Origin of the sequence: Pseudomonas sp. KU26590 (genome assembly GCF_026153515.1) — a bacterium.
Lineage (GTDB): Bacteria > Pseudomonadota > Gammaproteobacteria > Pseudomonadales > Pseudomonadaceae > Aquipseudomonas.
Map to the genome: position 1 here is coordinate 2,126,425 of NZ_CP110644.1, position 25,625 is coordinate 2,152,049.

At 61.5% G+C, this 25,625-nt stretch carries 26 protein-coding genes and 1 pseudogene; 26 read left to right on the forward strand and 1 reads right to left on the reverse strand.

What is annotated here, in order from left to right; genetic code table 11:
- The first annotated feature begins 417 nt into the window (after positions 1 to 417).
- The 3 genes from rluC to OKW98_RS09600 are packed head-to-tail and all read left to right on the forward strand — an operon-like array spanning position 418 to position 3,047.
- Positions 418 to 1,377 carry a 23S rRNA pseudouridine(955/2504/2580) synthase RluC gene (gene rluC, locus OKW98_RS09590; protein WP_265388940.1) on the forward strand — a complete coding sequence of 320 codons (960 nt, stop codon included), beginning with the start codon at positions 418 to 420 and terminating at the stop codon, positions 1,375 to 1,377.
- Positions 1,367 to 2,047 (forward strand): HAD-IA family hydrolase, encoded by a 681-nt coding sequence (locus OKW98_RS09595; protein WP_265388941.1) that lies wholly within the window; start codon positions 1,367 to 1,369, stop codon positions 2,045 to 2,047. Before rluC ends, OKW98_RS09595 begins: the two co-directional genes overlap by 11 nt.
- Positions 2,048 to 2,054: 7 nt before the next feature.
- A complete protein-coding gene (locus OKW98_RS09600; RefSeq protein WP_265388942.1) occupies positions 2,055 to 3,047 on the forward strand; it encodes a S49 family peptidase in 993 nt (330 codons plus the stop codon).
- Between the two features lie 72 nt (positions 3,048 to 3,119).
- Here OKW98_RS09600 and OKW98_RS09605 read toward each other — a convergent pair whose 3' ends face one another.
- Positions 3,120 to 3,698 carry a Maf family protein gene (locus OKW98_RS09605; protein WP_265388943.1) on the reverse strand — a complete coding sequence of 193 codons (579 nt, stop codon included), beginning with the start codon at positions 3,696 to 3,698 and terminating at the stop codon, positions 3,120 to 3,122.
- 106 nt (positions 3,699 to 3,804) lie between these two features.
- On the opposite strand from OKW98_RS09605, the gene OKW98_RS09610 reads away from it, so the two are divergent.
- From OKW98_RS09610 to OKW98_RS09720, 23 genes and pseudogenes are all read left to right on the forward strand, one after another.
- Entirely contained in the window at positions 3,805 to 4,332 is a 528-nt protein-coding gene (locus OKW98_RS09610) for a YceD family protein (protein WP_133777399.1), read from the forward strand.
- Positions 4,333 to 4,345: 13 nt separating this feature from the next.
- Positions 4,346 to 4,528 carry a 50S ribosomal protein L32 gene (gene rpmF / locus OKW98_RS09615; protein WP_003179396.1) on the forward strand — a complete coding sequence of 61 codons (183 nt, stop codon included), beginning with the start codon at positions 4,346 to 4,348 and terminating at the stop codon, positions 4,526 to 4,528.
- A gap of 4 nt (positions 4,529 to 4,532) precedes the next feature.
- Positions 4,533 to 5,540, forward strand: coding sequence for a phosphate acyltransferase PlsX (gene plsX, locus OKW98_RS09620; RefSeq protein WP_265388944.1), 1,008 nt, complete (start codon positions 4,533 to 4,535; stop codon positions 5,538 to 5,540).
- A 138-nt stretch (positions 5,541 to 5,678) separates the two neighbouring features.
- Positions 5,679 to 6,617 (forward strand): ACP S-malonyltransferase, encoded by a 939-nt coding sequence (gene fabD, locus OKW98_RS09625; protein ID WP_265388945.1) that lies wholly within the window; start codon positions 5,679 to 5,681, stop codon positions 6,615 to 6,617.
- A gap of 15 nt (positions 6,618 to 6,632) precedes the next feature.
- A complete protein-coding gene (fabG, locus tag OKW98_RS09630) occupies positions 6,633 to 7,370 on the forward strand; it encodes a 3-oxoacyl-ACP reductase FabG (RefSeq protein WP_265388946.1) in 738 nt (245 codons plus the stop codon).
- A 186-nt stretch (positions 7,371 to 7,556) separates the two neighbouring features.
- Positions 7,557 to 7,793, forward strand: coding sequence for an acyl carrier protein (gene acpP / locus OKW98_RS09635; protein ID WP_016973676.1), 237 nt, complete (start codon positions 7,557 to 7,559; stop codon positions 7,791 to 7,793).
- Positions 7,794 to 7,900: 107 nt separating this feature from the next.
- A complete protein-coding gene (gene fabF, locus OKW98_RS09640) occupies positions 7,901 to 9,145 on the forward strand; it encodes a beta-ketoacyl-ACP synthase II (RefSeq protein ID WP_265388947.1) in 1,245 nt (414 codons plus the stop codon).
- Entirely contained in the window at positions 9,145 to 9,960 is an 816-nt protein-coding gene (pabC, locus tag OKW98_RS09645; protein ID WP_265389694.1) for an aminodeoxychorismate lyase, read from the forward strand. The genes fabF and pabC overlap by 1 nt, the downstream gene beginning before the upstream one ends.
- A 3-nt stretch (positions 9,961 to 9,963) precedes the next feature.
- Positions 9,964 to 11,217, forward strand: coding sequence for an endolytic transglycosylase MltG (mltG, locus tag OKW98_RS09650; RefSeq protein WP_265388948.1), 1,254 nt, complete (start codon positions 9,964 to 9,966; stop codon positions 11,215 to 11,217).
- 43 nt (positions 11,218 to 11,260) lie between these two features.
- Complete coding sequence (tmk, locus tag OKW98_RS09655) at positions 11,261 to 11,905, forward strand: dTMP kinase (RefSeq protein ID WP_265388949.1); 645 nt, start codon at positions 11,261 to 11,263, stop codon at positions 11,903 to 11,905.
- On the forward strand, positions 11,898 to 12,884 hold the full coding sequence (locus OKW98_RS09660; protein ID WP_265388950.1) for a DNA polymerase III subunit delta': 987 nt from the start codon (positions 11,898 to 11,900) through the stop codon (positions 12,882 to 12,884). The genes tmk and OKW98_RS09660 overlap by 8 nt, the downstream gene beginning before the upstream one ends.
- Before the next feature lie 43 nt (positions 12,885 to 12,927).
- Positions 12,928 to 13,284 (forward strand): PilZ domain-containing protein, encoded by a 357-nt coding sequence (locus OKW98_RS09665; protein WP_037011754.1) that lies wholly within the window; start codon positions 12,928 to 12,930, stop codon positions 13,282 to 13,284.
- Positions 13,285 to 13,298: 14 nt separating this feature from the next.
- Positions 13,299 to 14,084, forward strand: a complete 786-nt coding sequence (locus OKW98_RS09670; RefSeq protein ID WP_265388951.1) for a TatD family hydrolase — start codon at positions 13,299 to 13,301, stop codon at positions 14,082 to 14,084.
- A 454-nt stretch (positions 14,085 to 14,538) separates the two neighbouring features.
- Positions 14,539 to 15,225 (forward strand): TetR/AcrR family transcriptional regulator, encoded by a 687-nt coding sequence (locus OKW98_RS09675; protein ID WP_265388952.1) that lies wholly within the window; start codon positions 14,539 to 14,541, stop codon positions 15,223 to 15,225.
- A gap of 116 nt (positions 15,226 to 15,341) precedes the next feature.
- A complete protein-coding gene (locus OKW98_RS09680) occupies positions 15,342 to 15,947 on the forward strand; it encodes a DUF4823 domain-containing protein (protein WP_265388953.1) in 606 nt (201 codons plus the stop codon).
- Between the two features lie 10 nt (positions 15,948 to 15,957).
- The gene (locus tag OKW98_RS09685) at positions 15,958 to 16,521 is read left to right on the forward strand and encodes a DUF1285 domain-containing protein (RefSeq protein ID WP_265388954.1); all 564 of its coding nucleotides are present in this window, start codon (positions 15,958 to 15,960) and stop codon (positions 16,519 to 16,521) included.
- Positions 16,522 to 16,630: 109 nt separating this feature from the next.
- A complete protein-coding gene (locus OKW98_RS09690) occupies positions 16,631 to 17,641 on the forward strand; it encodes an aspartate-semialdehyde dehydrogenase (protein WP_265388955.1) in 1,011 nt (336 codons plus the stop codon).
- A 116-nt stretch (positions 17,642 to 17,757) separates the two neighbouring features.
- Entirely contained in the window at positions 17,758 to 20,574 is a 2,817-nt protein-coding gene (locus OKW98_RS09695) for a FimV/HubP family polar landmark protein (protein ID WP_265388956.1), read from the forward strand.
- A 210-nt stretch (positions 20,575 to 20,784) separates the two neighbouring features.
- Positions 20,785 to 21,609, forward strand: a complete 825-nt coding sequence (gene truA, locus OKW98_RS09700; RefSeq protein ID WP_265389695.1) for a tRNA pseudouridine(38-40) synthase TruA — start codon at positions 20,785 to 20,787, stop codon at positions 21,607 to 21,609.
- Between the two features lie 59 nt (positions 21,610 to 21,668).
- The gene (locus OKW98_RS09705) at positions 21,669 to 22,289 is read left to right on the forward strand and encodes a phosphoribosylanthranilate isomerase (RefSeq protein ID WP_265388957.1); all 621 of its coding nucleotides are present in this window, start codon (positions 21,669 to 21,671) and stop codon (positions 22,287 to 22,289) included.
- A gap of 283 nt (positions 22,290 to 22,572) precedes the next feature.
- Positions 22,573 to 23,493 carry an acetyl-CoA carboxylase, carboxyltransferase subunit beta gene (accD, locus tag OKW98_RS09710; RefSeq protein WP_265389696.1) on the forward strand — a complete coding sequence of 307 codons (921 nt, stop codon included), beginning with the start codon at positions 22,573 to 22,575 and terminating at the stop codon, positions 23,491 to 23,493.
- Positions 23,490 to 24,796: pseudogene (gene folC / locus OKW98_RS09715) on the forward strand (bifunctional tetrahydrofolate synthase/dihydrofolate synthase). The gene accD and the pseudogene folC overlap by 4 nt, the downstream one beginning before the upstream one ends.
- Positions 24,780 to 25,484, forward strand: a complete 705-nt coding sequence (locus OKW98_RS09720; RefSeq protein WP_265388958.1) for an SPOR domain-containing protein — start codon at positions 24,780 to 24,782, stop codon at positions 25,482 to 25,484. Before folC ends, OKW98_RS09720 begins: the two are co-directional and overlap by 17 nt.
- The last annotated feature ends 141 nt before the right edge of the window (positions 25,485 to 25,625 follow it).

Here is a 25,625-nt window from a genome sequence, read left to right on the forward strand (position 1 = left end):
GATAATTCGGGTGCTGCCGCGCGCTGAATCCGCAGCGGGTTGCATTTATCGCAATCTTCCATGGGAAGTTCGCGCGTCATGGCTCAAATAAGGCATGGTTTCCGAAGCATTCGCCCGGTGCGACTGCCAGCGACTGCACTTTGTGAACTGGCCTTGAACGTGGGCCTCGATGGCGAGTGACTCACTCTGCGATCGGGCTTGTTTCAGGCCTCATGTCACCTGCGCTCGTTACGCTTGCATATCTTCCGTTGTCACCGAAAGCCCCGTAGGACGGCCTCGCGCCCTCGTGAATTGCGTTGGGCAGGGCCGGTTGTCATACCGTTTGTCCGCTGTCCAGGCCGCTTTTGGCGGCGTTCGCGACTATAGCAGCAATCATTAAGTGCTTCAAATCCATAAAAAATTGTTATGATTTGCGCCATGACAAATATCACCCCCCCAACCCCCGGCGTCCGGCTGGTAGAGGTTGCGCCGGAATTTGCCGGTCAACGCATCGATAACTTTCTGATCACGTACCTCAAGGGCGTTCCCAAGACCTTGATTTACCGCATTTTGCGCAAGGGCGAAGTGCGTGTGAACAAGGGCCGGATCAAGCCCGAGTACAAGCTTCAGGCGGGCGATGTCGTGCGCGTCCCACCCGTTCGCGTGCCTGAGCGCGACGAGCCTGTGCCGGTTGCCCAGGGTTTGCTGCAGCGTCTCGAAGCCGCCATCGTCCATGAAGACAAAGGCCTGATCGTCCTCAACAAGCCTGCTGGCATCGCGGTTCACGGCGGCAGCGGCTTGAGCTTTGGCGTCATCGAAGCCTTTCGTCAGCTGCGGCCCGACGCCAAGGAGCTGGAACTGGTCCACCGTCTGGACCGTGACACCTCCGGGCTGCTGATGATCGCCAAGAAGCGCAGCATGTTGCGCCACCTGCACGAGCAGTTGCGCGGCGACGGCGTGGACAAGCGTTACATGGCGCTGGTCCGTGGCAGCTGGCCGACCGCTCAGAAGCAGGTTCGCGCGCCGTTGCTCAAGAGCAATCTTCGCTCCGGCGAGCGCATGGTCGAGGTCAACGAAGAGGGCAAGGAGGCGCTGACGCTGTTCAAGGTCCTGCGCCGCTTCGGAGACTTCGCCACGATGGTCGAAGCCCGGCCCATCACCGGTCGTACTCACCAGATTCGCGTACACGCCCTGCATGCCGGCCACTGCATTGCCGGTGACCCGAAGTACGGCGATGAGGATTTCAGTCGCGAAATCCGTGATCTCGGCGGCAAGCGTCTGTTTCTGCACGCCTACGCCCTGACCGTGCCGCTGCCGGACGGCGGCGAGCTTAAAGTTGAAGCGCCCGTCGACGAGATGTGGGCCAAGACCGTGGAGCGACTGCTGCTTGCGCCCTGATTACGAGCTGCTGATCTTCGATTGGGACGGCACGCTGTCCGATTCCATCGGTCGTATCGTCGATGCGATGCAGGCCGCCGCACACCCTGCCGGTCGCCCGGTGCGTGATGATGAAACCATCAAGGGCATTATTGGCCTGGGATTGCCGGAGGCGATTCGCACGCTGTACCCGGACATCACTGACAACGACCTGATCGTTTTCCGGCAGCACTATGCCGACCGTTACATGGCCATGGACGTTGAGCCTTCGAAGCTGTTCGACGGGGTGCACGAGTCACTTGAGGCGTTTCGTGCCGACGGCTATCGTTTAGCGGTCGCCACCGGCAAGGCCCGGCGTGGTCTGGATCGCGTCCTCAAGGCCCATGGGTGGCTGGACTTCTTCGACGCCACGCGCGCAGCGGACGAAACGGCCAGCAAGCCCGATCCGCTGATGCTCAATGAAATCCTGCAGCATTGCGGCGTCAGGCCTGAAAAGGCGCTGATGGTTGGCGATGCTTCGTTCGATCTGCTGATGGCGCGCAATGCCGGAATGGATTCAGTGGCTGTCGGGTACGGCGCGCAAGCGCTAGGCTCTCTGCTGCAATACCAGCCGCGTCTGGCGATCGAGCACTTTTCCGAATTGCGCACCTGGTTGGGTGCGCGGACTGCTGAAACTTCGTTGTTGGGGTAACTGATCTATGTCGGACGAATGGAAATCTCCGTCTTCGCCAGAGCGCGACGACGCAGGCGATGCAAAAAGCTGGAAACTACTGGAAAAGACCCTGCTCGCCAGCGTGCAGGAGCAGCGTCGGTCGCGGCGCTGGGGGATCTTCTTCAAATCCCTGACCTTTCTTTATCTGTTCGGCGCACTGGCGCTGTTCTCGCCGCTGATGGATTTTGGCAAGGGCGCCTCCCGCAGCACCAGCCACACGGCGCTGATTGAAGTGAAGGGCATGATCGCCGACACCGAGGCGGCCAGTGCCGACAACATCGTTGGCAGCTTGCGGGCAGCGTTCGAAGACGAAAAAACCAAGGGGGTGATTCTGCGCATCAACAGCCCGGGCGGCAGTCCGGTGCAATCGGGCTACATCTACGATGAAATCCGCCGGCTGCGCGCGCAGAAGCCGAACATCAAGGTGTACGCGGTGATCACTGATCTCGGCGCGTCCGGTGCGTATTACATCGCCAGCGCCGCCGACCAGATCTACGCCGACAAGGCCAGTCTGGTGGGGTCGATCGGTGTCACGGCGGCCGGTTTCGGTTTCGTCGGCACGATGGAGAAACTGGGTGTTGACCGTCGTACCTACACGTCGGGCGAGCACAAGGCGTTCCTTGACCCGTTCCAGCCGCCAAAGCCTGACGAGACTGCGTTCTGGCAGGGTGTTCTGGACACCACCCACAACCAGTTCATCGCCAGCGTGAAAGCGGGTCGCGGTGATCGCCTGAAAGACAAGGACCATCCGGAGCTGTTCTCGGGTCTGGTCTGGACAGGCGAACAGGCGGTGGGTCTGGGTCTGATCGATGGGCTTGGCAGTGCCAGCTACGTGGCGCGCGACATCATTGGCGAGAAAGACATGGTCGATTACACGGTTAAAGAGTCGCCGTTCGATCGTTTCTCCAAAAAGATGGGCGCCAGCGTCGCCGAGCAGATCGCGATGTGGGCAGGCTTCAACGGGCCGTCCCTGCGCTGATCGCTTCAGCTTCATGCGTGATGAAAAACCCGGCCATTGGTCGGGTTTTTCGCATCTGTTTCTTTATCGAGATCAGGGCAGCTCGATGCCTTCGTTCATCAGCATGTCCACCAGCCTTATTAAAGGAAGGCCGATCAGGCTGGTCGCATCCGGGCCTTCGGTGCTGCGGAACAGGCTGACGCCCAGTCCCTCAGCCTTGAAGCTGCCCGCGCAGTCATAGGGTTGCTCGGCGTGCAGGTAGCGGCTGATGCGGGCGTCGTCCAGCTGACGCATGTGCACGGTGAAAGGCACGCAATCAACCTGGCACTCGCCTGTACGGCTGTTGAAGAGCGCAAGGCCGGTCAGGAAGCTGACGCTGTTGCCGCTGCTTGCCTTGAGCTGTTCGAGGGCGCGCTCGAAGCTGTGCGGCTTGCCGAGGATCTGCTCGCCCAGCACTGCCACCTGGTCTGAACCGATAATCAGGTGGTCGGGGAATTGTTCAGCCAATGCCATGGCTTTCTCGCGCGCCAGGCGGGTCACAAGATCGATTGCCGGCTCGTTTGGCCGACGGCTTTCATCGATGTCGGGGGACGCGCAGACGAATGGCAAGCGCAGGCGATCGAGCAATTGGCGGCGGTAGGGCGAGCTGGAAGCAAGCAGTAGAGGCAGCATGGGTGGCTCCGAAACATGAAAATCGAGTGTAATCAGCGGCTCAGGTTACGAACAGGCCTGAATTTCCTTTGACAGTCGCAAGGGTCGTCCCTAGAATGCTGCGCCTATGTTGAATGACCCGATTCCACCTCACGTTGACCCGCGCAAATTAGCTGATCGTGGCACTACTCTTCAGGGAGAGATGCTGCTGGCTGATTTGGAGAGACTCTGCGACCCGCTTGCTGACAATCTCGGTACGGTGCAGGCGAAATTCGTTTTTGAGCGAGACGAGCAACGGGCTGTGGTTATCCACAGCGAAATTGACGTCGAAGTCAAAATGGTTTGCCAGCGTTGTCTTGAGCTGGTCACCTTTCCGATCCACAGCGAATGCAGTTATGCCGTGGTGAAGGAGGGTGCAAACACCCAGTCGATGCCGAAAGGCTATGACGTGCTGGAACTCGGCGAAGATCCCATGGATCTGCTGGCTTTGATCGAGGATGAGCTTCTGCTCGCCTTGCCCATTGTTCCAACTCATGATCCGAAAGAATGCCAGCCGCCGGCGGACCTTAATGAGTCCGAACCGAGCGAGGACGAGGTAACGCGGTCCAACCCGTTCAGTGTATTGGCGCAGTTAAAGCGTGACCCAAACGTTTAGGAGTTAATCAATTATGGCTGTTCAGCAGAACAAAAAATCCCGCTCTGCCCGTGACATGCGTCGTTCGCACGACGCTCTCGAGGCTAGCACTCTGTCTGTAGAAAAAACCACCGGTGAAGTTCACCTGCGTCACCACGTATCGCCAGAAGGCGTATACCGTGGCCGTAAAGTGATCGACAAGGGCGCTGACGAGTAATTTCTTGTCTGCTCCGGTCATCGCGATCGACGCAATGGGCGGGGACTTCGGTCCCCGCAACATTGTTCAGGCCAGCATTGCCTGCCTGCTTGCTACTCCCTCGTTACACCTGACCCTCGTCGGTCAAGCCTCCCTTCTTGAAGAACTCATCGCACGCCACTCTGGTGTCGATCGCTCGCGCCTGCACGTTGTGCACGCCAGTGAAATCATCACCATGGATGAGCGTCCGTCCCAGGCGCTGCGTGGCAAGCCTGATTCGTCGATGCGCGTCGCGTTGGGGCTTCTCTCCGAAGGAAAGGCCCACGCCTGTGTCAGCGCAGGCAATACCGGTGCCTTGATGGCGCTGTCCCGATTTGTGCTGAAAACCCTGCCGGGCATCGACCGCCCGGCTATGGTGGCAGCGATTCCCACGCAGCGCGGTTATTGCCAGTTGCTGGATCTGGGTGCGAACGTGGATTGCACCGCCGGGCAGCTGTACCAGTTCGCCGTGATGGGTTCGGTGGCGGCGGAGACGCTGGGGGTGGTGCGACCCAGAGTCGCACTGTTGAACGTCGGCACCGAAGACATCAAGGGCAATCAGCAGGTCAAGCTGGCGGCCAGTCTGTTGCAGGCTGCGCCGGGGCTGAACTACATCGGTTTTGTCGAAGGCGATGGGCTGTATCGGGGTGAGGCGGATGTCGTGGTCTGCGACGGCTTCGTCGGTAATGTGCTGCTGAAGTCCAGCGAAGGCCTGGCATTGATGATTGGCGAGCGCATCGAGCGACTGTTTCGCCGCAATGTGCTGTCGCGAGTGGTGGGTTTGATGGCAAGGCCCGTGCTCGGCAGGCTCAAGGCCGATCTGGCGCCCGCGCGGCACAACGGCGCCAGCTTTCTCGGTCTGCAGGGCATCGTGGTGAAGAGCCATGGTTCGGCCGATGCGCAGGGTTTCCAGAGCGCGATACAGCGGGCGCTGATCGAGATACAGGAAAACCTGCCGCAGCGCCTGCGCGGTCGTCTTGAGGATCTGCTGTAGGGCTTCAATGCGCGTCTTGGGCTAGAATGTGACGCCTGTGACCGCATGGTCATCCAATTGTCCATCGCAACACATTGAATTACCTCGCGTTCGGCCCGCCGGACGCTCATTTTGACGAGAATAATCAGGGGCTTGTTAATGTCTGCTTCCGTCGCATTTGTCTTTCCGGGCCAAGGCTCGCAGTCCCTCGGCATGCTGGCCGAGCTGGGCGCGCAGAACCCGCTGGTGCTGGAGACGTTCAAAGAAGCTTCCGCTGCTCTGGGCTACGACCTCTGGGCGCTGACTCAGCAGGGACCGGAAGAGCGCCTCAATCAGACCGATAAAACCCAGCCTGCCATCCTCACCGCATCGATTGCCTTGTGGCGTCTGTGGCTGGCGGAAGGCGGCGCGCGCCCGGCGTATGTCGCCGGTCACAGTCTGGGTGAGTACAGCGCGCTGGTTGCGGCCGGCAGCCTGACCCTCACAGACGCGGTGAAGCTGGTCGAGCGCCGTGGTCAGTTGATGCAGGACGCCGTGCCTGCGGGGCAGGGCGGCATGGCGGCCATTCTGGGTCTGGACGATGCGGTGGTCATTGCTGCCTGTGCCGAAGCGGCTCAGGGCGAGGTGGTCAGCGCGGTGAATTTCAATTCGCCCGGCCAGGTCGTGATTGCAGGTGCCAGGGCCGCCGTGGAGCGCGCCATCGAAGTCTGTAAAGCCAAGGGCGCCAAGCGTGCCTTGCCGTTGCCGGTGAGCGTGCCTTCCCATTGCGAGCTGATGCGGCCGGCGGCCGAACGCTTCGCCGAGTCGATCGCTGCCATTGACTGGCAGGTGCCGCAGATCCCGCTGGTGCAGAACGTCACCGCGAGTGTCGTGTCCGACCTCGAGACGCTGAAAGCCGACCTGCTGCAGCAGCTCTACAAGCCGGTGCGTTGGGTCGAATCGATCCAGACCCTGGCGGCCCAGGGCGCCCTGCAACTGGTCGAGTGCGGCCCGGGCAAGGTGCTCGCCGGATTGAACAAGCGTTGCGCCGATGGCGTGGCCACCCACAACCTCAATACCCCAGACGCCTTCGCCGCCGCTCGTGCGGCGCTGGCCTGATTAGGAGACGCCTGCATGAGTCAGGGTAAAGTTGCACTTGTCACCGGCGCGAGCCGCGGCATTGGCCGGGCGATCGCCCTTGAACTGGGTCGTAACGGCGCCATCGTCGTGGGCACGGCGACGTCCGAGGCCGGCGCCGAGAAGATCACCGCTTATTTCAAGGAAAACGGCATCGAAGGCTTCGGCCTGGCGCTGGACGTAGGCAGTAACGAGTCCGTTGCCAGTGTGCTGGCGCAGATTACCGAACGCGTCGGCGCGCCGTTGATCCTGGTCAACAACGCCGGTATCACCCGTGACAACCTGATCATGCGGATGAAGGATGACGAGTGGCATGACGTCATCAACACCAACCTGAACAGTCTGTTTCGCCTGTCCAAGGGCGTTCTGCGCGGGATGACCAAGGCGCGTTGGGGCCGGATCATCAGCATTGGTTCGGTGGTGGGTGCCATGGGCAACGCAGGTCAAGTAAACTACGCAGCCGCCAAGGCGGGTCTGGAAGGCTTCAGCCGTGCCCTGGCACGTGAAGTCGGGTCGCGCGCAGTGACGGTCAACTCGGTAACGCCGGGTTTCATCGACACCGACATGACGCGCGAGCTGCCGGAAGCGCAACGTGACTCCCTGACGGCACAGATTCCTCTGGGCCGACTGGGGCAGGCAGAAGAGATCGCGCACGTTGTCGCTTTTCTTGCCTCAGAAGGTGCAGGCTACGTTACCGGGGCTACAATCCCCGTTAACGGCGGCATGTACATGTGACCGGTCGTATCGAAAAAATGTCATACGGGCTGTCTAAAATCCGTTATAAAGCTGAAATCTTTTAAGGGGCAGAGGGGCGTTGGGCGTAGCGGGAATTGCGTTTAGCTTGAAATGCGCAAAACCTCTTCTATACACTTACCCATCGGCCAGCTGCCTGAATTTGTCCACTAGGAGTTAAAACACGGTATGAGCACCATCGAAGAGCGCGTCAAGAAAATCGTTGCCGAACAACTTGGCGTCAAGGAAGAGGAAGTCACCAACAGTGCTTCCTTCGTTGAAGACCTGGGTGCCGACTCCCTTGATACCGTTGAGCTGGTAATGGCTCTGGAAGAGGAATTCGAGACCGAAATCCCTGACGAAGAAGCCGAGAAGATCACCACTGTTCAAGCGGCTATCGATTACGTTACTGCCCACCAGGCGTAAGATTTTGTAATCGTAGTTTGCTGTCCTGGAGAAACCGCACTGCCCCTGGCGTGCGGTTTTTTCTTTGAATAGGGCAGCGTTTCATTAATAGAAGAAAGGAGAGTCCTGTGTCGCGTAGACGCGTCGTGGTCACCGGTATGGGTATGCTGACGCCTTTGGGCACGGATGTCCCGAGCACCTGGCAAGGCATTCTGGCTGGCCAGAGTGGCATTGGGCCTATCGAACACACGGACCTGTCCCAATACACGACCCGCTTTGGCGGTTCGGTGAAGGGATTCAACGTCGAGGAATACCTGTCGGCCAAAGAGGCCCGCAGACTCGATCTGTTCATCCAGTACGGGCTGGCTGCCAGCTTTCAGGCCGTGCGCAACTCCGGTATCAAGATCGACGACACCAATCGCGAGCGCGTTGGCGTGGCGATGGGATCGGGCATCGGGGGCCTCACCAATATCGAAAACACCAGCCGGCTGATGCATGAGCAGGGGCCAGGCAAGATCTCCCCGTTCTTCGTGCCGGGGTCGATCATCAACATGATTTCCGGGTTCCTGTCTATCCACCTCGGCGCACAGGGCCCCAACTACGCGATCGCCACCGCTTGCACCACGAGCACGCATTGCATCGGCATGGCCGCGCGCAACATCGCCTACGACGAAGCCGACGTAATGATTGCCGGCGGCGCTGAAATGGCCGCCTGCGGCCTGGGCATGGGCGGTTTTGGCGCCTCGCGCGCGCTGTCTACCCGCAACGATGAGCCGGCGCGTGCCAGCCGTCCGTGGGACAAGGGCCGCGACGGCTTCGTGCTGTCCAACGGTGCCGGCGCCATGGTCCTCGAAGAACTCGAGCACGCCAAAGCGCGGGGCGCGACCATTTACGCCGAACTGATCGGCTTCGGCATGAGCGGCGATGCGTTTCACATGACCTCGCCGCCGGATGATGGCGCCGGTGCCGCGCGCTGTATCACCAATGCCCTGCGCGACGCCAAGATCCGTCCGGACGAGGTGCAGTACATCAACGCCCACGGCACCTCCACGCCTGCGGGCGATCTGGCTGAAGTCAGCGCCATCAAGAAGGTGTTCGGCGAGCACGCCTACAAGCTGGCCGTCAGTTCGACCAAGTCGATGACGGGCCACCTGCTGGGCGCTGCCGGGGCGATCGAAGCGATTTTCAGTGTGCTGGCGATCAAGGATCAGGTCGCGCCACCGACGATCAACCTCGACGAGCCGGACGAAGGCTGCGACCTGGACTTCGTTCCCCATGAGCCGCGCAAAATGCCGATCGACGTGGTGATCTCCAACTCCTTCGGTTTTGGTGGCACCAACGGTTCGTTGGTCTTCCGCCGGTACGCCGAATGATCGTGAGCTGGATCGATGGCCTTGCAGCTGACTCCCTTGCCGTCAAGGATCGGGGGTTGGCGTACGGCGATGGTCTGTTCGAGACCGTCCTCGTCAAGGCCGGGCAGCCAGTGCTCTTCCCGCGTCATGTGCAGCGTCTGGTGTTGGGTGCGCAGCGCTTGGCGTTGAACCTCGATCTGGCGCTGGTCGAGGAGGAATGCCGCCGCTTCGCCGCTCAGTTGGGTGAAGGTGTGATGAAACTCATCGTCACCCGTGGCGACGGCGTGCGTGGCTATGCGCCCGCGACTGATGCGCTACCGCGACGCATCCTCCAGGCGGGTCCGCTGCCGGCTTATCCCGAAGGTCATGCAGAGCAGGGCGTCAAACTGTTCGCCTGTCAGACCCGCCTCGCCGAGCAGCCGCTGTTGGCCGGGCTCAAGCACCTCAATCGCCTTGAGCAAGTGCTGGCCCGTGGGGAATGGCAAAGTGCCGAATATGCCGAAGGGCTGATGCGAGACGTGTCGGGGCGCATCGTCGAAGGGGTCTACAGCAATCTGTTTATGGTCAAGGGCGGGGTGTTGCTGACGCCGGACCTGCGCCGCTGTGGCGTGGCCGGTGTGATGCGGGCCGAGATCCTGGCGCTGGCCGAGCGCGAGAACATGCCGGCCCGCGAGCTGGATCTGCAGATGTCCGACTTGCAAAAGGCCGATGAGGTGTTTGTCTGCAACAGCGTGTACGGCATCTGGCCGGTGCGCGGCGTCGAGCATCTGAACTGGCCGGTTGGGCCGCTGACCCGTAAACTCCAACACCTTGTTCGCGGGCTTCTGGATATCTGATTTGTGATCCGAAAATTACTCGTCTTGCTGGAAACAGGTGTGGTTCTGGCGGGGCTCTTGCTGGGTGGGGCTTATTGGCAGCAGAACAGCGCGCTGCAACAGTCCCTCAATCTGACCCAGGAAAAACTGCTGGATGTGCCGACGGGCTCTTCGCCAACCGGCGTGCTGAATCGGCTGCAGGCCGACGGCGTCATCAAGGACGCGTTCTGGCTGCGGCTGTACTGGCGCTTCAATCTGCAGAGCCAGTCGCTGCACAGTGGCGAATACCGGATGGCGCCCGGCATGAGCGCCGAGTCTCTGCTCGATCTCTGGCAAAAAGGTGAAGTGGTGCAGTACAGCGTCACCCTGGTGGAAGGCTGGACATTCCGTCAGGTGCGCGCGGCGCTGGCCAAGCAGGTCAAGCTGGAGCAAACGGCGAGCGACCTCAGCGACACCGAACTCATGACCAGGCTGGGGCATCCGGACGTCTTTCCGGAAGGCCGGTTTTTCCCCGACACCTATCGCTACGTGCGCGGCATGACCGACGTCGAGCTGCTCAAACAAGCCTACAACCGCCTGGATGAAGTGCTTCAGGAAGAATGGGACCAACGCGCTGCCGATGTGCCGTACACCGATCCTTACCAGGCGCTGATCATGGCGTCGCTGGTGGAAAAGGAAACCGGCGTGCCCCAGGAACGCGGCCAGATTGCTGGCGTGTTCGTGCGCCGCTTGCATCAGGGCATGTTGTTGCAGACCGACCCGACGGTCATTTACGGCCTCGGCGAGCGGTACAACGGCAAGATCACCCGGGCTTTGCTGAAAGAGCCTACGCCGTACAACACCTATGTCATCTCCGGTTTGCCGCCGACACCGATCTCCATGGTCGGGCGTGAAGCGATCCATGCGGCGATGCACCCGGTGGCCGGCAACAGCCTGTACTTCGTGGCGAGAGGGGACGGCAGTCACGTATTCTCCGCCGATCTGGATGCGCACAACGCGGCGGTCAAGGAGTTCCAGCTCAAGCGTCGCGCGGATTACCGGTCCAGTCCTGCGCCTGTGGTTGTACCGGCGCAGCCTGTGGATGCCGTGGATACGCCCGCATCCGTGCAGCAGTCCCCAAATCCACAAGGTACTGGTGCGCAGCCGAAAGAGTCCAAGCCTGAAGAGTCCAAGCCTGAAGAGCGCAAGGGCAAAGAGCCGGGCGCGAGCGAACAGCCGACGAAACCGCAGACGGACGCCCCAGATCCCGCGGCCCCAGCCAATGACCCCGGCAAATGACAACCGCGAGCACACTCGCCATGAATCTGACCAAGGACTGCCCGTGACCGGTTTGTTTATTACCCTGGAAGGCCCCGAAGGCGCGGGCAAAAGCACTAACCGCGACTACCTCGCCGAGCGCCTGCGCAGTGAGGGCATTGATGTCGTCCTGACCCGCGAGCCTGGCGGTACGCCGCTGGCCGAGCGCATTCGCGAGTTGCTGTTGACGCCCGGTGACGAGCAGATGTTCGTCGATACCGAGCTGCTGCTGATGTTTGCCGCCCGCGCGCAACACCTCGCCGCGCTGATTCGCCCGGCGCTGGCCCGGGGTGCGGTGGTGCTTTGCGACCGATTCACCGATGCCACGTACGCGTACCAGGGAGGTGGCCGTGGCCTGCCCATCGAGCGCATCGCCGTGCTGGAAGATTTCGTCCAGGGCGCGCTGCGTCCGGATCTGACGCTGGTGTTCGATCTGCCCATCGAGATCGGCCTGGCCCGCGCATCTGCGCGTGGTCAGCTGGACCGTTTCGAGCAAGAGGGCCGAGCGTTTTTCGACGCCGTGCGCAGCACCTACCTGTCCCGCGCAGCCGCGGCCCCCGAGCGTTATCGCGTGGTGGACGCTTCGCTGCCGCTGACTGATGTGCAAGCGTCTCTCGACCTGCTGATTCCCGACCTGATCGCTTTGATGGCTGCGCGCCGGCATGGCTGAGGCCTATCCCTGGCAGCACGGCCTGTGGCAGCAACTGGCAGGCCGCAAGCAGCATGCTCACGCGTATTTGCTGCACGGCCCGGCCGGTATCGGCAAGCGGGCGCTGGCCGAGCGTTTGATGTACTTGCTGCTATGCCAACGCCCGACCGGCCTTGAAGCGTGCGGCCAATGCAAATCCTGCTCGCTGCTGGCGGCCGGCAGTCATCCTGATCATTACGTGCTGGAGCCTGAAGAGGCGGACAAGGCCATCAAAGTCGATCAGGTGCGCGATCTGGTCAGTTTCGTGGTGCAGACTGCGCAGATGGGCGGGCGCAAGGTGGTGCTGATCGAGCCGGTCGAGTCGATGAACATCAACGCCGCCAACGCCCTGCTGAAAAGTCTGGAAGAGCCGTCGGGCAACACCATTCTGCTGCTGGTCAGCCATCAGCCAAGTCGGCTGTTGCCCACGGTGAAGAGCCGTTGCGTGCAGCAGGCGTGTCCGCTGCCCAGCGATGAGATGAGTATCGCCTGGCTGGCCGATGCACTGCCTGATTGCACCGAGCAGGAACGCGTCGAGCTGCTGACCCTCGCGGCCGGTTCGCCATTGGTCGCGGTCAAGTTGCAGGCCCAGGGTGTGCATGAGCAACGAGCGCTGGTGGTGGACGGCGTTAAAAAGCTGCTCAAGGGCCAGCAATCGCCGACCCAGCTGGCCGAAGGCTGGAAAGACATCCCGCTGTTGTTGCTGTTCGACTGGTTCTGCGACTGGTCGAGCCTGATCCTGCGCTATCAACTGACCCAGGACGAAGAGGGCCTTGGCCTGGCCGACATGCGCAAGGTCGTGCAGTATCTTGCGCAGAAATCGTCCCAGCGCAATGTGCTGGCGATTCAGGACTGGGTGCTGCTGCAGCGCCAGAAGGTCATGTCAAAAGCGAACCTCAACCGGGTTTTGTTGCTCGAAGCATTATTGGTGCAGTGGGCAGGCCTGACCGGACAGGGTTAGACTGGCCATCTGCATGACATCATGCATTGCCTGAGGAAACGAGATGAGCGTGCCACTGAGTCCAGGTCCACGTAACGGCATCCTGTCCCTGACCATCAAGGACAAGTCCGTCCTGTACGCCGCGTACATGCCGTTCATTAAAAACGGCGGCCTGTTCATTCCCACCAGCAAAAGCTACAAGCTGGGCGATGAAGTGTTCATGTTGCTCAACCTGATGGACGAGCCCGAAAAGATTCCGGTCGCGGGCAAGGTCACCTGGATCACGCCGAAGGGCGCTCAGGGAAACCGCGCCGCTGGCGTTGGGGTGCAGTTCAATGATGGCGACAACACCGCGCGCAACATGATTGAAAACTACCTGGCCGGAGCACTTAAGTCCGACCGTCCTACCCATACGATGTAAGTTGCCCCGCCGCCATGCTTGTAGATTCCCATTGCCACCTTGACAGCCTCGACCTCAGCGCCCACGACGGCTCCCTCGACAACGCCCTGCAAGCGGCGAGAGAGCGGGGCGTCGGGCACTTTCTGTGCATCGGCGTCAGCGCCGAAAACGCCGGTGCCGTGAAGGCGCTTGCAGACCGTTACAACGACGTTGATTGCTCGGTCGGCATTCACCCGCTGGACCTCAAGCCCGGGGAGGCGCCTGCGCTGGAGTGGCTGCTGGGCGAGCTGAATCATCCGCGCGTCGTGGCCATCGGCGAAACCGGTCTGGATTATCACTACGAGCCTGAGGCGGCCGAGTTGCAACAGGCCTCGTTCCGGCTACATCTGCAAGCGGCCAACGTGACCGGCAAGCCGGTGATCGTCCACACCCGCGGCGCGCGCGCCGACACGCTGGAGCTGTTGCGCGAAGCCGCGTTGCCTCAGGCCGGCGTGCTGCATTGCTTCACCGAAGACTGGGACATGGCCAGGGCCGCGCTGGATCTGGGTTTCTATATCTCGCTGTCCGGCATCGTCACCTTCCGCAACGCCGATGCACTGCGGGATGTCGCCAGCAAAGTGCCCGCCGACCGGCTGCTGGTCGAGACCGACTCACCGTACCTGGCGCCGATCCCGTATCGGGGCAAGCCCAACCTGCCGCAGTACGTGCGTGAAGTGGCCGAGTTTCTGGCGATGTTGCGCGGCGAGACCTACGAGCGTTTTGCCGAGCAGACCAGCGAGAACTTCAAGCGGCTGTTCCCGCTGGCGCGCGTCAAAGGCTGATCCTCCCCTGGCAAGCCTCTGATGCTCACCAAATCGCACGCAAAAAAAACCCGGCTTCTGGGGGGTGAATCCGGGTTAAGACCATTAGGAGTAAAACAAAGACACGCTGTCCGTTGGTGTCCTTGCCAACGCTGGCACTTGGGGGAGATGCTGCGTTGACGAATATAAGTATTGGCTATAATCCGCAGGCGTCCAGCCGCTCGCTGTACGATTTTTAAACAGTTTTGGAATACCTGACGGCTTGCTGATACCGCAATTCCACTGACGCTCCGGATTTTCGACCGTCCATCCCATCTTGCCAAAAAACGAGACTGTCTGGGCCTCAAGCGTTTCCTTTTTGCCTGCCGGCCTCGAAATCCGTCAGAAAACGGATGCAGGTCGGATGATCCGTGCATTCTGCTGCGGGATAGGCATAATGTGCCGCTTCCGATCCCCGAATCCACAGTCTCCTCCTATGCAGAAAGAACCTCGTAAAGTCCGTGAGTTTCGCCGCCGTGAGCAGGAGATTCTCGACACCGCGCTCAAGCTCTTCCTCGAACAGGGCGAAGACAGCGTCACCGTCGAGATGATCGCGGACGCCGTGGGTATCGGCAAAGGCACCATCTATAAGCACTTCAAATCCAAGGCGGAGATCTACCTGCGCCTGATGCTTGACTATGAGCGTGATTTGAACGAGCTGCTGCATTCGGCGGATGTCGACAAGGACAAGGAAGCGCTGTCCCGCGCTTACTTCGAATTCCGCATGCGCGACCCCCAGCGCTACCGGTTGTTTGACCGGCTGGAAGAGAAGGTCGTCAAGGGCAATCAGGTGCCGGAGCTGGTCGAGGAGCTGCACAAGATCCGCGCCTCTAACTTCGAGCACTTGACGTTGCTGATCAAAGGCCGGATCTCCGAAGGCAAGCTCGAAGACGTCCCTCCGTACTTCCATTACTGCGCCGCCTGGGCGCTGGTGCACGGCGCGGTAGCGTTGTACCACTCGCCGTTCTGGAGCAATGTGCTTGAAGATCAGGAAGGCTTCTTCCAGTTCCTGATGGACATCGGCGTGCGCATGGGCAACAAGCGCAAGCGTGATGTCGATCATACGCACGAGGCCAAACCCGAGACCCGACTCGACTCCCAGCCCGACCCCGCTGCGGAATAAAGCGCAGCTCCGTAAGCCGATTCAGCGAGCGAAACCTTCTCCAGGTCCGACATGGCGCAAAAGCTGCATTAACCGGCCATTCGCCGGTTTTCCGTCGCCGGACTTTGGAGATAAAAATGCGTAGCCTGGTTTTACTGCTGGCTCTACTGGCGTTGAGTGGCTGCATGCACGTCAGCGATCTGGCACAAGGCGCTCACGATGAGCTCAGTGACGCCGGGCTGCTGGATCATAGCTCAACCCGTCGGTTGAACAACTTCCGCGTGCAAGCCGACTCGTTCATCTATATCGCCCAGGGCGCCTTCGTTCCGCCGGGCGGTGCCTACCCGCGTTCAAACGTCGTGGCCGAAGAAGCGTTCAACGGGTTTATCGAATACTTCCCGATGGTCCGCCGCGCTCGCGCTCCTGAAGGTCTGGATGAGGCGATGAACGAGGCCCGGGCCGCCGGTGCGCACTATCTGCTGTACACCCGTTTCGCCAAAGCCGATGACCGCATCGGCACGTTTGACGAGTGGTCGGATCAGGAAGCGGTGGACCGCCTGGGCATCGACAACGGCGTCATCCAGCTGATGCTGATCGAAACCAACACCCGCTACCTCATCGATTCGGCACGCATTCACCTTCGTGGCGGCCTGCTGACCTTGTACGACACCAAGCCCGAGGATTTGCTAGGACCCCCGATGGAAGCTTACGCTCGCGGTTTGCTGGGCGTCGAAGCCCGCTGAGGAGTGGCGTATGAGTGGGCAGGACAAAGCCAATGATCTGTTGGCTCAGATTGCCAGGAGCGGCAAGGGCTTGCCGCCCGTGCACCTGTGGAACCCGGATTTCTGCGGTGACATCGACATGCGCATCGCTCGCGATGGCACCTGGTTCTATCTGGGTACGCCCATTGGTCGCAAGCCGATGGTTCGGCTGTTTTCCACCATCATTCGCCGGGACGGCGACGATTACTTTCTGATCACGCCGGTGGAGAAGGTCGGCATCAAGGTCGACGACGCCCCTTTTGTGGCAGTCCTGCTGGACGTTGAAGGCAGCGGGGAGTCGCAGTTGCTGCGGTTCACCACTAACGTTGAAGACGTGGTGGAGGCGGGGGCTGAACACCCGCTGCGTATCGACGTCGATCCGCAGACCCAGGAGCCAGCACCCTATATTCATGTGCGCAACAACCTCGAAGCGCTGATCCACCGTAATGTCTTCTATCAGCTGGTGGACCTTGCTGCTGTGCGTGAAATCGATGGCCAGCGCTGGCTGGGGGTGTGGAGCGGTGGCGAGTTCTTCCCCATCGGCGTTGAGCCCTGATCCGTTCATTTCTGTTCGTCCGTACGTTCGCCTATCCGCTTGCGGCCAATTGCCTGACTTTCACCGGGCAGTTACAGTGCCGCCCCCCGATTTTTCCTGAGGTTTTTCCATGAGTCAGTCCTTTGATATCGCCGTGATTGGCGCCACCGGTACTGTCGGCGAAACCATCGTCCAGATTCTCGAAGAGCGCGACTTCCCGGTCGGCGATTTGCACCTGCTCGCCAGCGTCGAATCGGCCGGAAGCTCGGTGCCGTACCGTGGCAAGAACGTCCGTGTACGTGAAGTCGACGCCTTTGATTTCAGCAAGGCCAACATTGTCTTCTTCGCAGCAGGCGCTGCCGTGACACGCAGTTATGCCGAGCGCGCCACCGCCGCCGGTTGTGTGGTTATCGACCTTTCCGCTGGGTTGTCGGTGGAGCAGGCGCCGAATGTGGTGCCCGAGGTCAATGGCGCCCGCCTGGCTGATCTGGCCAAACCGCAGCAGGTTGCCTGCCCGAGTTCCAGCGCTGCCGCCCTCGCACTGGTGCTGGCGCCGTTGCGCGCACTGCTGAATATCGAGCGGATCACCGTGACGGCGTGCCTGGCGGTGTCGAGCATGGGCCGCGAAGGGGTCACCGAACTGGCCCGGCAAACCGCCGAGCTGCTCAACGTTCGCCCGCTGGAACCCAAGGTGTTTGACCGGCAGATGGCGTTCAATGTGCTCGCCCAGGTGGGCAAGCCTGACGCTGACGGTCATGTGCCACTGGAAAAACGTTTGGTCAGCGAGTTGCGCGAGTTGCTCTCGCTGCCTTTAATCAAGGTCGGCGTGAGTTGCATCCAGGTGCCGGTGTTCTTCGGCGACAGTCTGAGCGTGTCGGTGCAGACAAGCGAGGCGGTCGACATCAGGGCGGTCAATGCCGCGCTTGAAACTGCCGAGGGCATCGAGCTGGTTGAGGCTGGCGATTACCCGACGCCAGTGGGCGACGCCGTAGGACAGGATGCTGTCTATGTAGGACGTTTACGCGGGGGCGTCGACGACGGTTGTGAGCTGAATTTCTGGGTCACGCTGGACAATGTGCGCAAGGGCGCGGCCTTGAACGCTGTGCAGGTGGCTGAGTTGTTGATAAAAGATGTTGCGTAAAAGATACTTGCCCACAATTCGAAGAATCATTCTAGCTGCGGCGTGTCGATACGCCCTACACCCGAGCAGGCATTATCTTCGCGATTGCCGGGGAAATTTCAAACAAGGGATGGGCTATGGTTCAGGTTCGTAAACTCGTTTTAGCAATCGCTGCGGCTTCGGCGCTGTCATCAGGAATGGCCCAAGCGCTCGGCCTCGGCGCTCTGACCGTGAAGTCGACCCTGAATCAGCCGCTGTTGGCCGAAATCGAGCTGACGGAAGTTCAGGACCTCAATGCCTCCCAGGTGGTGCCGAGTCTGGCGACCTCTGCGGAGTTCGCCCAGGCCGGCGTTGGCCGGGTGGCGATCCTCGATGACCTGACCTTTACCCCGGTCGTCAATCCCGGCGGCAAGAGCGTGTTGCGCATCACCTCCACCAAGCCCATCCGCGATCCCTACGTGAAGTTCCTCGTTCAAGTGCTCTGGCCCAATGGCCGTGCGCTGCGCGAGTACAGCCTGTTGCTGGACCCACCGAAATTCTCGCCGCAAGCCGCTGCGGCTGCTGCGCAATTGCCTTCGACGGCGCCGAGCGCCGCACCTGCTCCGGCACCTGCTGCCGAAACGCCGGCCGCTGCGCCTCCGACGCCCGCTCCAGCGCCGGCCCCGGAACCCAAGTTCACCCAATACACCACCGCCAATAACGACACGCTCTGGGAAATCGCCGCGCGCGTGAAGAATGGCGGGACTGTGCAGCAGACCATGCTGGCGATCCAGGCGTTGAACCCTGATGCCTTCATTGCCGGCAACATCAACCGCCTGAAGAAAGGCCAGGTGTTGCGTCTGCCGTCGCCGCAGGAATCAACCGCGCTGGCTCAGCCTCGCGCGGTGGCCGAAGTGGCCGAGCAGAATCGCGCCTGGCGCGAAGGCCGACGCATGCCGAGCGGCGCCCGTCAGGTCGATGCGACCCGTCGCGACCGTGCTGGGGCGGCGCCTTCGCAGATTGACGCCAAAGACAATCTAAGCCTCGTCTCTGCCAACAAGGCGGGTGCCAAAGGCAAGGCGGGCGACAATGCCGACGTCAGTAACCAGTTGGCGACCACCCAGGAAAGCCTGGACACCACGCGTCGGGACAATGCGGAGCTGAAGAGCCGCATGACCGACCTGCAAAGCCAGGTCGATAAACTGCAGCGCCTGATTCAGCTGAAGAATGACCAATTGGCGAAAATGCAGGCGTCCGGCGCAGCGGTTCCGCCGCCCGTTGATGCCGCCAATCCTGCCAATCCCGCTGTCAGCCCCAACAGCGTGACCAACCCCAACAACGCCGCCAACCCGGCGATGCAGGCCCAAGTGGTGCCGAATGCGGCGGCGCCTGACGTTGCCGGCAAGGCACCCAACGAAATCGCGCCCGAAGACGCATTGCCGGTGGATGGCGCGGCGGTCACCAGCGCGACGCCTGATCAAGCACTGATCGTTCCGACTGAGCCGGTGGTCGATGAAGACAACCGTAGCGCCCTCGACAAGATCCTTGCCAGCCCGATGCTCATGGGCCTGATCGGTGGCGGCGCGCTGTTGGTGTTGCTGCTGCTTCTGTTGCTGCTGGCTCGCCGACGCAATGCGCTGATCGAAGCCGAACGGCATCGCCAGATGGCGCGCGCCTTGTCTGAAGAGTCGGACTTCGCGTCCGACATGGACATGCCTGCCAGCAGCTTCGAAGGCCTGGAGGCGCCGGCGCCCTACGCAAAGACGCCGCCGGCGCCGACCGTCACCGAGCCGGTCCGCGAACATCCGGCTGACGCGCTCGTTCAGGCTGAAATCCACATCGCATACGGCCGCACCAATCAGGCTGCTGCCGTTCTTGAAGACGCCATCAAGCATGAGCCACAACGCAGTGATCTGCGCCTCAAGCTCATGGAGGTCTACGCCGAGCAGGACAACAAGTCCGGGTTTGTCGCGCAGGAGCGGCAACTGGTGGCCACGGGAAAGAACCACGCTGAAGTCGAAGAACTGAAATCCCGCTATCCGTCCATGGCCGCTGCGGCTGCGGCGGCAGCAGGGGTGGCAGCAGCGGCGGCTTTGGCAGCGGAAATGGACGCAAAGTACGTTGAAGAGTTGCTCCATGACGAGCCTGAAGCCGCCGCACAGCCTGCCACGGTGGCAGAAACGGTGACCGAAGTGCCAGTGGACGATGAGTTCGACAACGCCTTCGACTTGAGCCTTGATGATCTGGACAGCGAATCGCCTGCGCAAGCGCCGAACCGTGCTGCGGCACAGGACAACGCTGCCCTCGACGATCTGGACCTGGACGCGCCGTTTGCCGGGTCGGCTTCCGATGACCTGGACTTCGACGCGATCCTGCGCGAGCAGCAGGCGACTTCCGTTGCCGCTGAGCCAGCTGAGCTGGACGATTTCGACCTCGACCTGGCAGAAGATCAGCCGGCGTTGAAGGCCGAAGACGATTATTTGCTGGGGATGGAGGACGATCTGCGTGATCTGCCGCCGTTCGAACAGCCTGCATCGCTGGGCGCCACCAAGCCTGAGCTGGAAGACGACATCGAGTTGCCTGCCGATTTCGACCTCTCACTGGCTGACGAGATGGAGACCGAGCAGGCCTCCGAGGCGTTCGCGTCCGAGATCGACGACGTCAATGCCGAGCTGGACCGTCTTTCCCAGAGCCTGGAGCAGCCGCCGATCGCCAAGCCGTTCGACACGCCGTTGGACAGGCCTGTGGAAGCGTCGCCTCGTTTCACTGAAGACGACGCGCTGCTGGCGGACGACGAGCCGGAGTTCGACTTCCTTTCCGGCACCGATGAAGCGGCCACCAAGCTGGACCTCGCCCGGGCCTATATCGAAATGGGCGACGCCGATGGCGCGCGCGACATCCTCGATGAAGTGGTAGCCGAAGGTGACGATGGCCAGAAGACCGAAGCGCGGGACATGTTGTCGCGTCTGGTCTGACCGGTTTATCGCTGCAAAAAACGACCGCTTCGGCGGTCGTTTGCATTTCCGGGCCGGGCCTTTCGGCTTCTCCGCGGCACAAGGTCAACCGTTGGCCACTGGCGATGGCGTCTTTTTTTTCGATCCGTATAATGGCCGCCCTTGCGCACATCGACAGGCTTTAAGCTCTTGGCAACTACAGACACCGAGGCAGAAACAGCGGCAGCCGAACTGGCCGCCGAAGGTTTTTCCAGAATCGCCCTGGGCGTGGAATACAAGGGCTCGCGCTACAGCGGCTGGCAGCGCCAGTTGACCGGCGTGCTGACCGTCCAGGAAACCCTGGAAAACGCCCTGTCGAAAGTCGCGGATTCGCCGGTGTCGCTGATGTGCGCCGGGCGCACCGATGCGGGTGTTCACGCGTGCGGTCAGGTGGTGCATTTCGACACCCGCGCCGAGCGCAGCATGAAAGCCTGGACCATGGGCGCCAATATCAATCTGCCCCACGACATCAGCGTGACCTGGGCCAAGGTCATGCCCGCGCATTTTCACGCGCGTTTCAAAGCCATCGCCCGGCGCTATCGCTATGTGATTTACAACGATCAGATCCGCCCGGCGCACCTGGGCCAGGAAATTACCTGGAACCACCGCCCGCTGGATGCCGAACGCATGGCGCTGGCCGCCGAGCATCTGGTCGGCACCCACGATTTCAGTGCGTTCCGCGCCGGGCAATGCCAGGCCAAATCGCCGATCAAGCAGCTCCACCACCTGCGCGTCACCCGCCACGGCAAGATGATCGTCATCGATGTCCGCGCCAATGCCTTCCTCCATCACATGGTGCGCAATATTGCCGGCGTGCTGATGACCATCGGGGCAGGGGAGCGGCCTGTCGAGTGGGCGAGGGAAGTGCTGGAGAGCCGGGTACGACGCACCGGCGGGGTGACGGCTCATCCTTTCGGCCTGTATCTGGTTCAGGTCGAATACCGCGACGAGTTCCCATTACCGGATCGCTACATCGGACCGCATTTTCTCACCGGCTTCACGGAACTGGGCGGCTGACGCGGGTGACTGCATTTGCTACCATCCGTGACTTTCGCAAGGCTTGAGGTCTCCACTACATGTCAGCCGTTCGCAGCAAGATCTGCGGGATTACCTGCATAGAAGATGCGTTGGCCGCCGTTGACGCGGGAGCCGATGCCATCGGGCTGGTGTTTTACCCCAAGAGCCCGCGCTTCGTGACGGTTGAGCAGGCCCAGGCGATCGTCGCTGCGCTGCCGCCTTTTGTCAGCACCGTCGGCCTGTTCGTGAATGAAGAGCGCGCCGACTTGCAAGCGCTGCTCGACGTCGTTCCCCTCGACCTCATTCAGTTTCACGGCGATGAAACCCCTGAGCAGTGTGAAGGCTATAACCGCCCCTACATCAAGGCGCTGCGCGTCCAGGCCGGCGACGACATCGCGGCTACCTGCGATGCCTACGCCAATGCCTGCGGCATCCTGCTCGACACCTATGTCGCGGGCATTCCGGGCGGGACCGGTGAAACCTTCGATTGGGCGCTGATTCCAAAACACTTGAGCAAGCCGGTGATTCTCGCCGGCGGCCTGACCTCGGCAAACGTTTCCCAGGCCATCGCGCAGGTGCGTCCCTACGCGGTCGACGTGAGCGGCGGTGTGGAAAAATCCAAAGGCCTGAAGGATCACGACAAGATCCGTGCGTTCATGAGTGCCGTGCACAGCGCCTAGATAGTTGTCCGGCAACATCGGCTGTGATGTGACGGCGGACAAGCGGTCGCCGTCCACTAGCCTGCCATCCGCTGATGCGCGTGGCCGAATTGATTGAGCGACGACGTCTTGCGTCTCGTGATGGAAGTTGAGAGTGGTGTTGGTGAGTGTTGTCTCGGCAGGTCAGGCTTCGCGCCGATCGTTGTACGACATTTCGCGGCACCGTACATGACATTGGTTTAAGGGCATGCGCATGGCACCGATTGCCATCGCGTTCGAGCCATCGGTACTGGAGAAAGAAAGCATGAGCAACTGGTTGGTAGACAAACTGATCCCTTCGATCATGCGTTCCGAGGTCAAGAAGAGCTCGGTGCCCGAAGGTCTGTGGCACAAGTGCCCGTCTTGCGAAGCGGTGCTGTATCGCCCGGAGCTGGAAAAGACCCTGGACGTCTGCCCGAAGTGCAACCACCACATGCGCATCGGCGCCCGTGCCCGTCTGAATATTTTCCTGGACGCCGAAGGCCGTCAGGAGATCGGCGTTGATCTGGAGCCGGTCGACCGGCTGAAATTCCGCGACGGCAAGAAGTACAAGGACCGCCTGGTCGCGGCACAGAAGCAGACCGGTGAAAAGGACGCGCTGATTTCCATGAGCGGCACCCTGCTGGGCATGCCGGTGGTGTGCAGCGCATTCGAGTTCTCCTTCATGGGCGGCTCGATGGGTGCGGTCGTGGGTGAGCGCTTCGTGCAGGCCGCCAACTACGCACTGGAAAACCGCTGCCCGATGATCTGCTTCGCCGCATCCGGCGGTGCGCGCATGCAGGAAGCGCTGATCTCGCTGATGCAGATGGCCAAGACCTCGGCTGTCCTGGCGCGTCTTCGTGAAGAGGGCCTGCCGTTCATCTCCGTGCTGACCGACCCGGTCTACGGCGGTGTTTCCGCCAGCCTTGCGATGCTGGGCGATATCATTGTCGCCGAGCCAAAGGCCCTGATCGGTTTCGCCGGCCCTCGGGTGATCGAGCAGACCGTGCGCGAGAAACTGCCGGAAGGCTTCCAGCGCAGCGAGTTCCTGCTCGACCACGGCGCCATCGACATGATCATCCACCGTCAGGAACTGCGTCAGCGTCTGGGTAACGTGCTGGCGCAGATGATGGGGCTGCCGACGCCGACATTCGTGGCGCCGAAACTTGAGCCGATCGTTGTACCGCCTGCTCCGGCGAACATATGACCGCACGCTCTTTGAGCGACTGGCTCAGCTACCTGGAACAACTGCACCCGTCGGCCATCGACATGGGGCTGGAGCGTTCGCAGCAGGTCGCGACGCAGATGGGCCTGACCCGGCCGGCGCCGAGAGTGATCACGGTCACCGGCACCAACGGCAAGGGCTCGACCTGCGCATTCGTTGCTTCTTTGTTGCAGGCCCAGGGGCTGAAGGTCGGCGTGTACAGCTCGCCGCACCTGCTGCGCTACAACGAGCGTGTGCAGGTGCAGGGCGTTGAAGCCACCGACGCCGAGTTGTGCGCGGCGTTCGATGTGGTTGAGCGCGGCCGGGGCGACATTACCCTGACCTATTTCGAAATGGGCACGCTGGCGGCGTTCTGGCTTTTCGGCCAGGCCGGACTGGATGTGGTGGTGCTGGAAGTGGGGCTCGGCGGCCGGCTCGATACGGTCAATCTGATCGACGCCGACATGGCGCTGGTCACCAGCATTGGCGTCGATCACGCGGAATTTCTGGGCAATACCCGCGAAACCGTGGCCTTCGAGAAGGCCGGGATATTCCGCGAAGGACGCCCCGCGCTGTGCGGCGATCTTGATCCACCGCAGCCGCTGCTCGACAAGGCGCAGGCACTGAATTGCCCGCTGTCGTTGCGCGGTCGCGATTTCGATCTGCAGATCGACGCCACGGGTTGGGACTGGTCGGGCACCGACGCAACCGGCCGGAAGGTCGAACTGCTCGCGCTGCCGTTACTCGACCTGCCCATGCAGAACGCTGCCCTGGCGTTGCAGGCTTACCTGCTGCTGGATTTACCGTGGCACGAGGCGACCCTTCGCGCTGCGCTCGTCAATACGCGCGTCACCGGGCGCCTTGATCGTCGCACCATCGAGTGGCAGGGCAAATCCCTGGGCCTTCTGCTGGATGTCGGCCATAACCCCCATGCGGCAACCTTTCTCGCCCAGCGCCTGAGTCAGCGACCGGTGGCGGGCAAGCGGCTGGCGGTGTTCGGTCTGCTCAGTGACAAGGATCTGGCAGGCGTTCTGGCGCAGTTAAGCGAAACGTTCAGCAGTTGGGCCGTCGCACCGCTGCCAACGCCGCGCAGTCGTCCGGCGCAACAGATCGAAGAGGCGTTGCAGAACCTTGGCGCTCGCGTGACGTCTCACCCGAGTATCGCGCTGGCACTTGAAGCCCAGTGCGCCCACGCGACAGCCGACGACGAGATTGTTCTGTTCGGGTCTTTTTACTGCGTAGCCGAGGCCCTGGAATGGCTTGCTGGCGCGTCACGGAGGAAGTGACACATGGCTTTGCTGGATAAAGCGTACAAACAGCGCATGGTTGGGGCGTTGGTGCTGATTGCCATCGCGGTGATTTTTCTGCCGATGCTGTTTTCGCGTCAAGACGAAGCCCGCCGTGTGCAGGTCGATGCGCCTGCCGCTCCGCAAGCGCCGGCCACCGCGCAGATCAAGGTCGAGCCGGTCAGCGTGCCTGAGCAGCAGCCATTGCCGCAGGAACCCGTACCGACCGATGACGAACTGGCGCAGCCTGCTCAGCCCGCCCATGCTGCTCAGCCCGTTCAGCAGCGCACCAGTCAGCAGCCACCTGCCATGCCCATTGCGCCTGCGCCTTCCAGGCCTGTGGCTGCCGCGTCGAAACCCGTTCAGACCGCGCCCGCGAAACCTGCTCCGGCCCCGACACCTGCACCCGCTCAAGCGCCAGCGTCAGTCGCATCGGCGGCCGACACCAGCCGGGTCGATGCAAATGGTCTGTCGGTCACGTGGGCGGTGCAACTGGCGAGCCTGTCCAACCGCGCCAATGCCGACAACCTGCAGAAGACGCTGCGCACTCAGGGCTACAACGCTTACATCCGCACTTCGGATGGTGTGAACCGCGTTTTCGTCGGGCCGGTGATCGAACGTGTCGAAGCCGATCGCCTGCGTGACACGCTGGAAAAGCAGCAGAAGATCAAAGGCATCGTCGTGCGCTTCCAGCCCGAGCGTAAGTAAGTTCTGTTGCGTCTGCCCGGGCGCCTTCCTTTGTAGGACCGGCTTTAGCCGGGAAGGGGCCGGATCAGCCACCCTCGATTTCGCGGTGTGGCCACTGCCGCCTTCCCGGCTAAAGCCGGTCCTACCAGGGAAGGGGCCGGA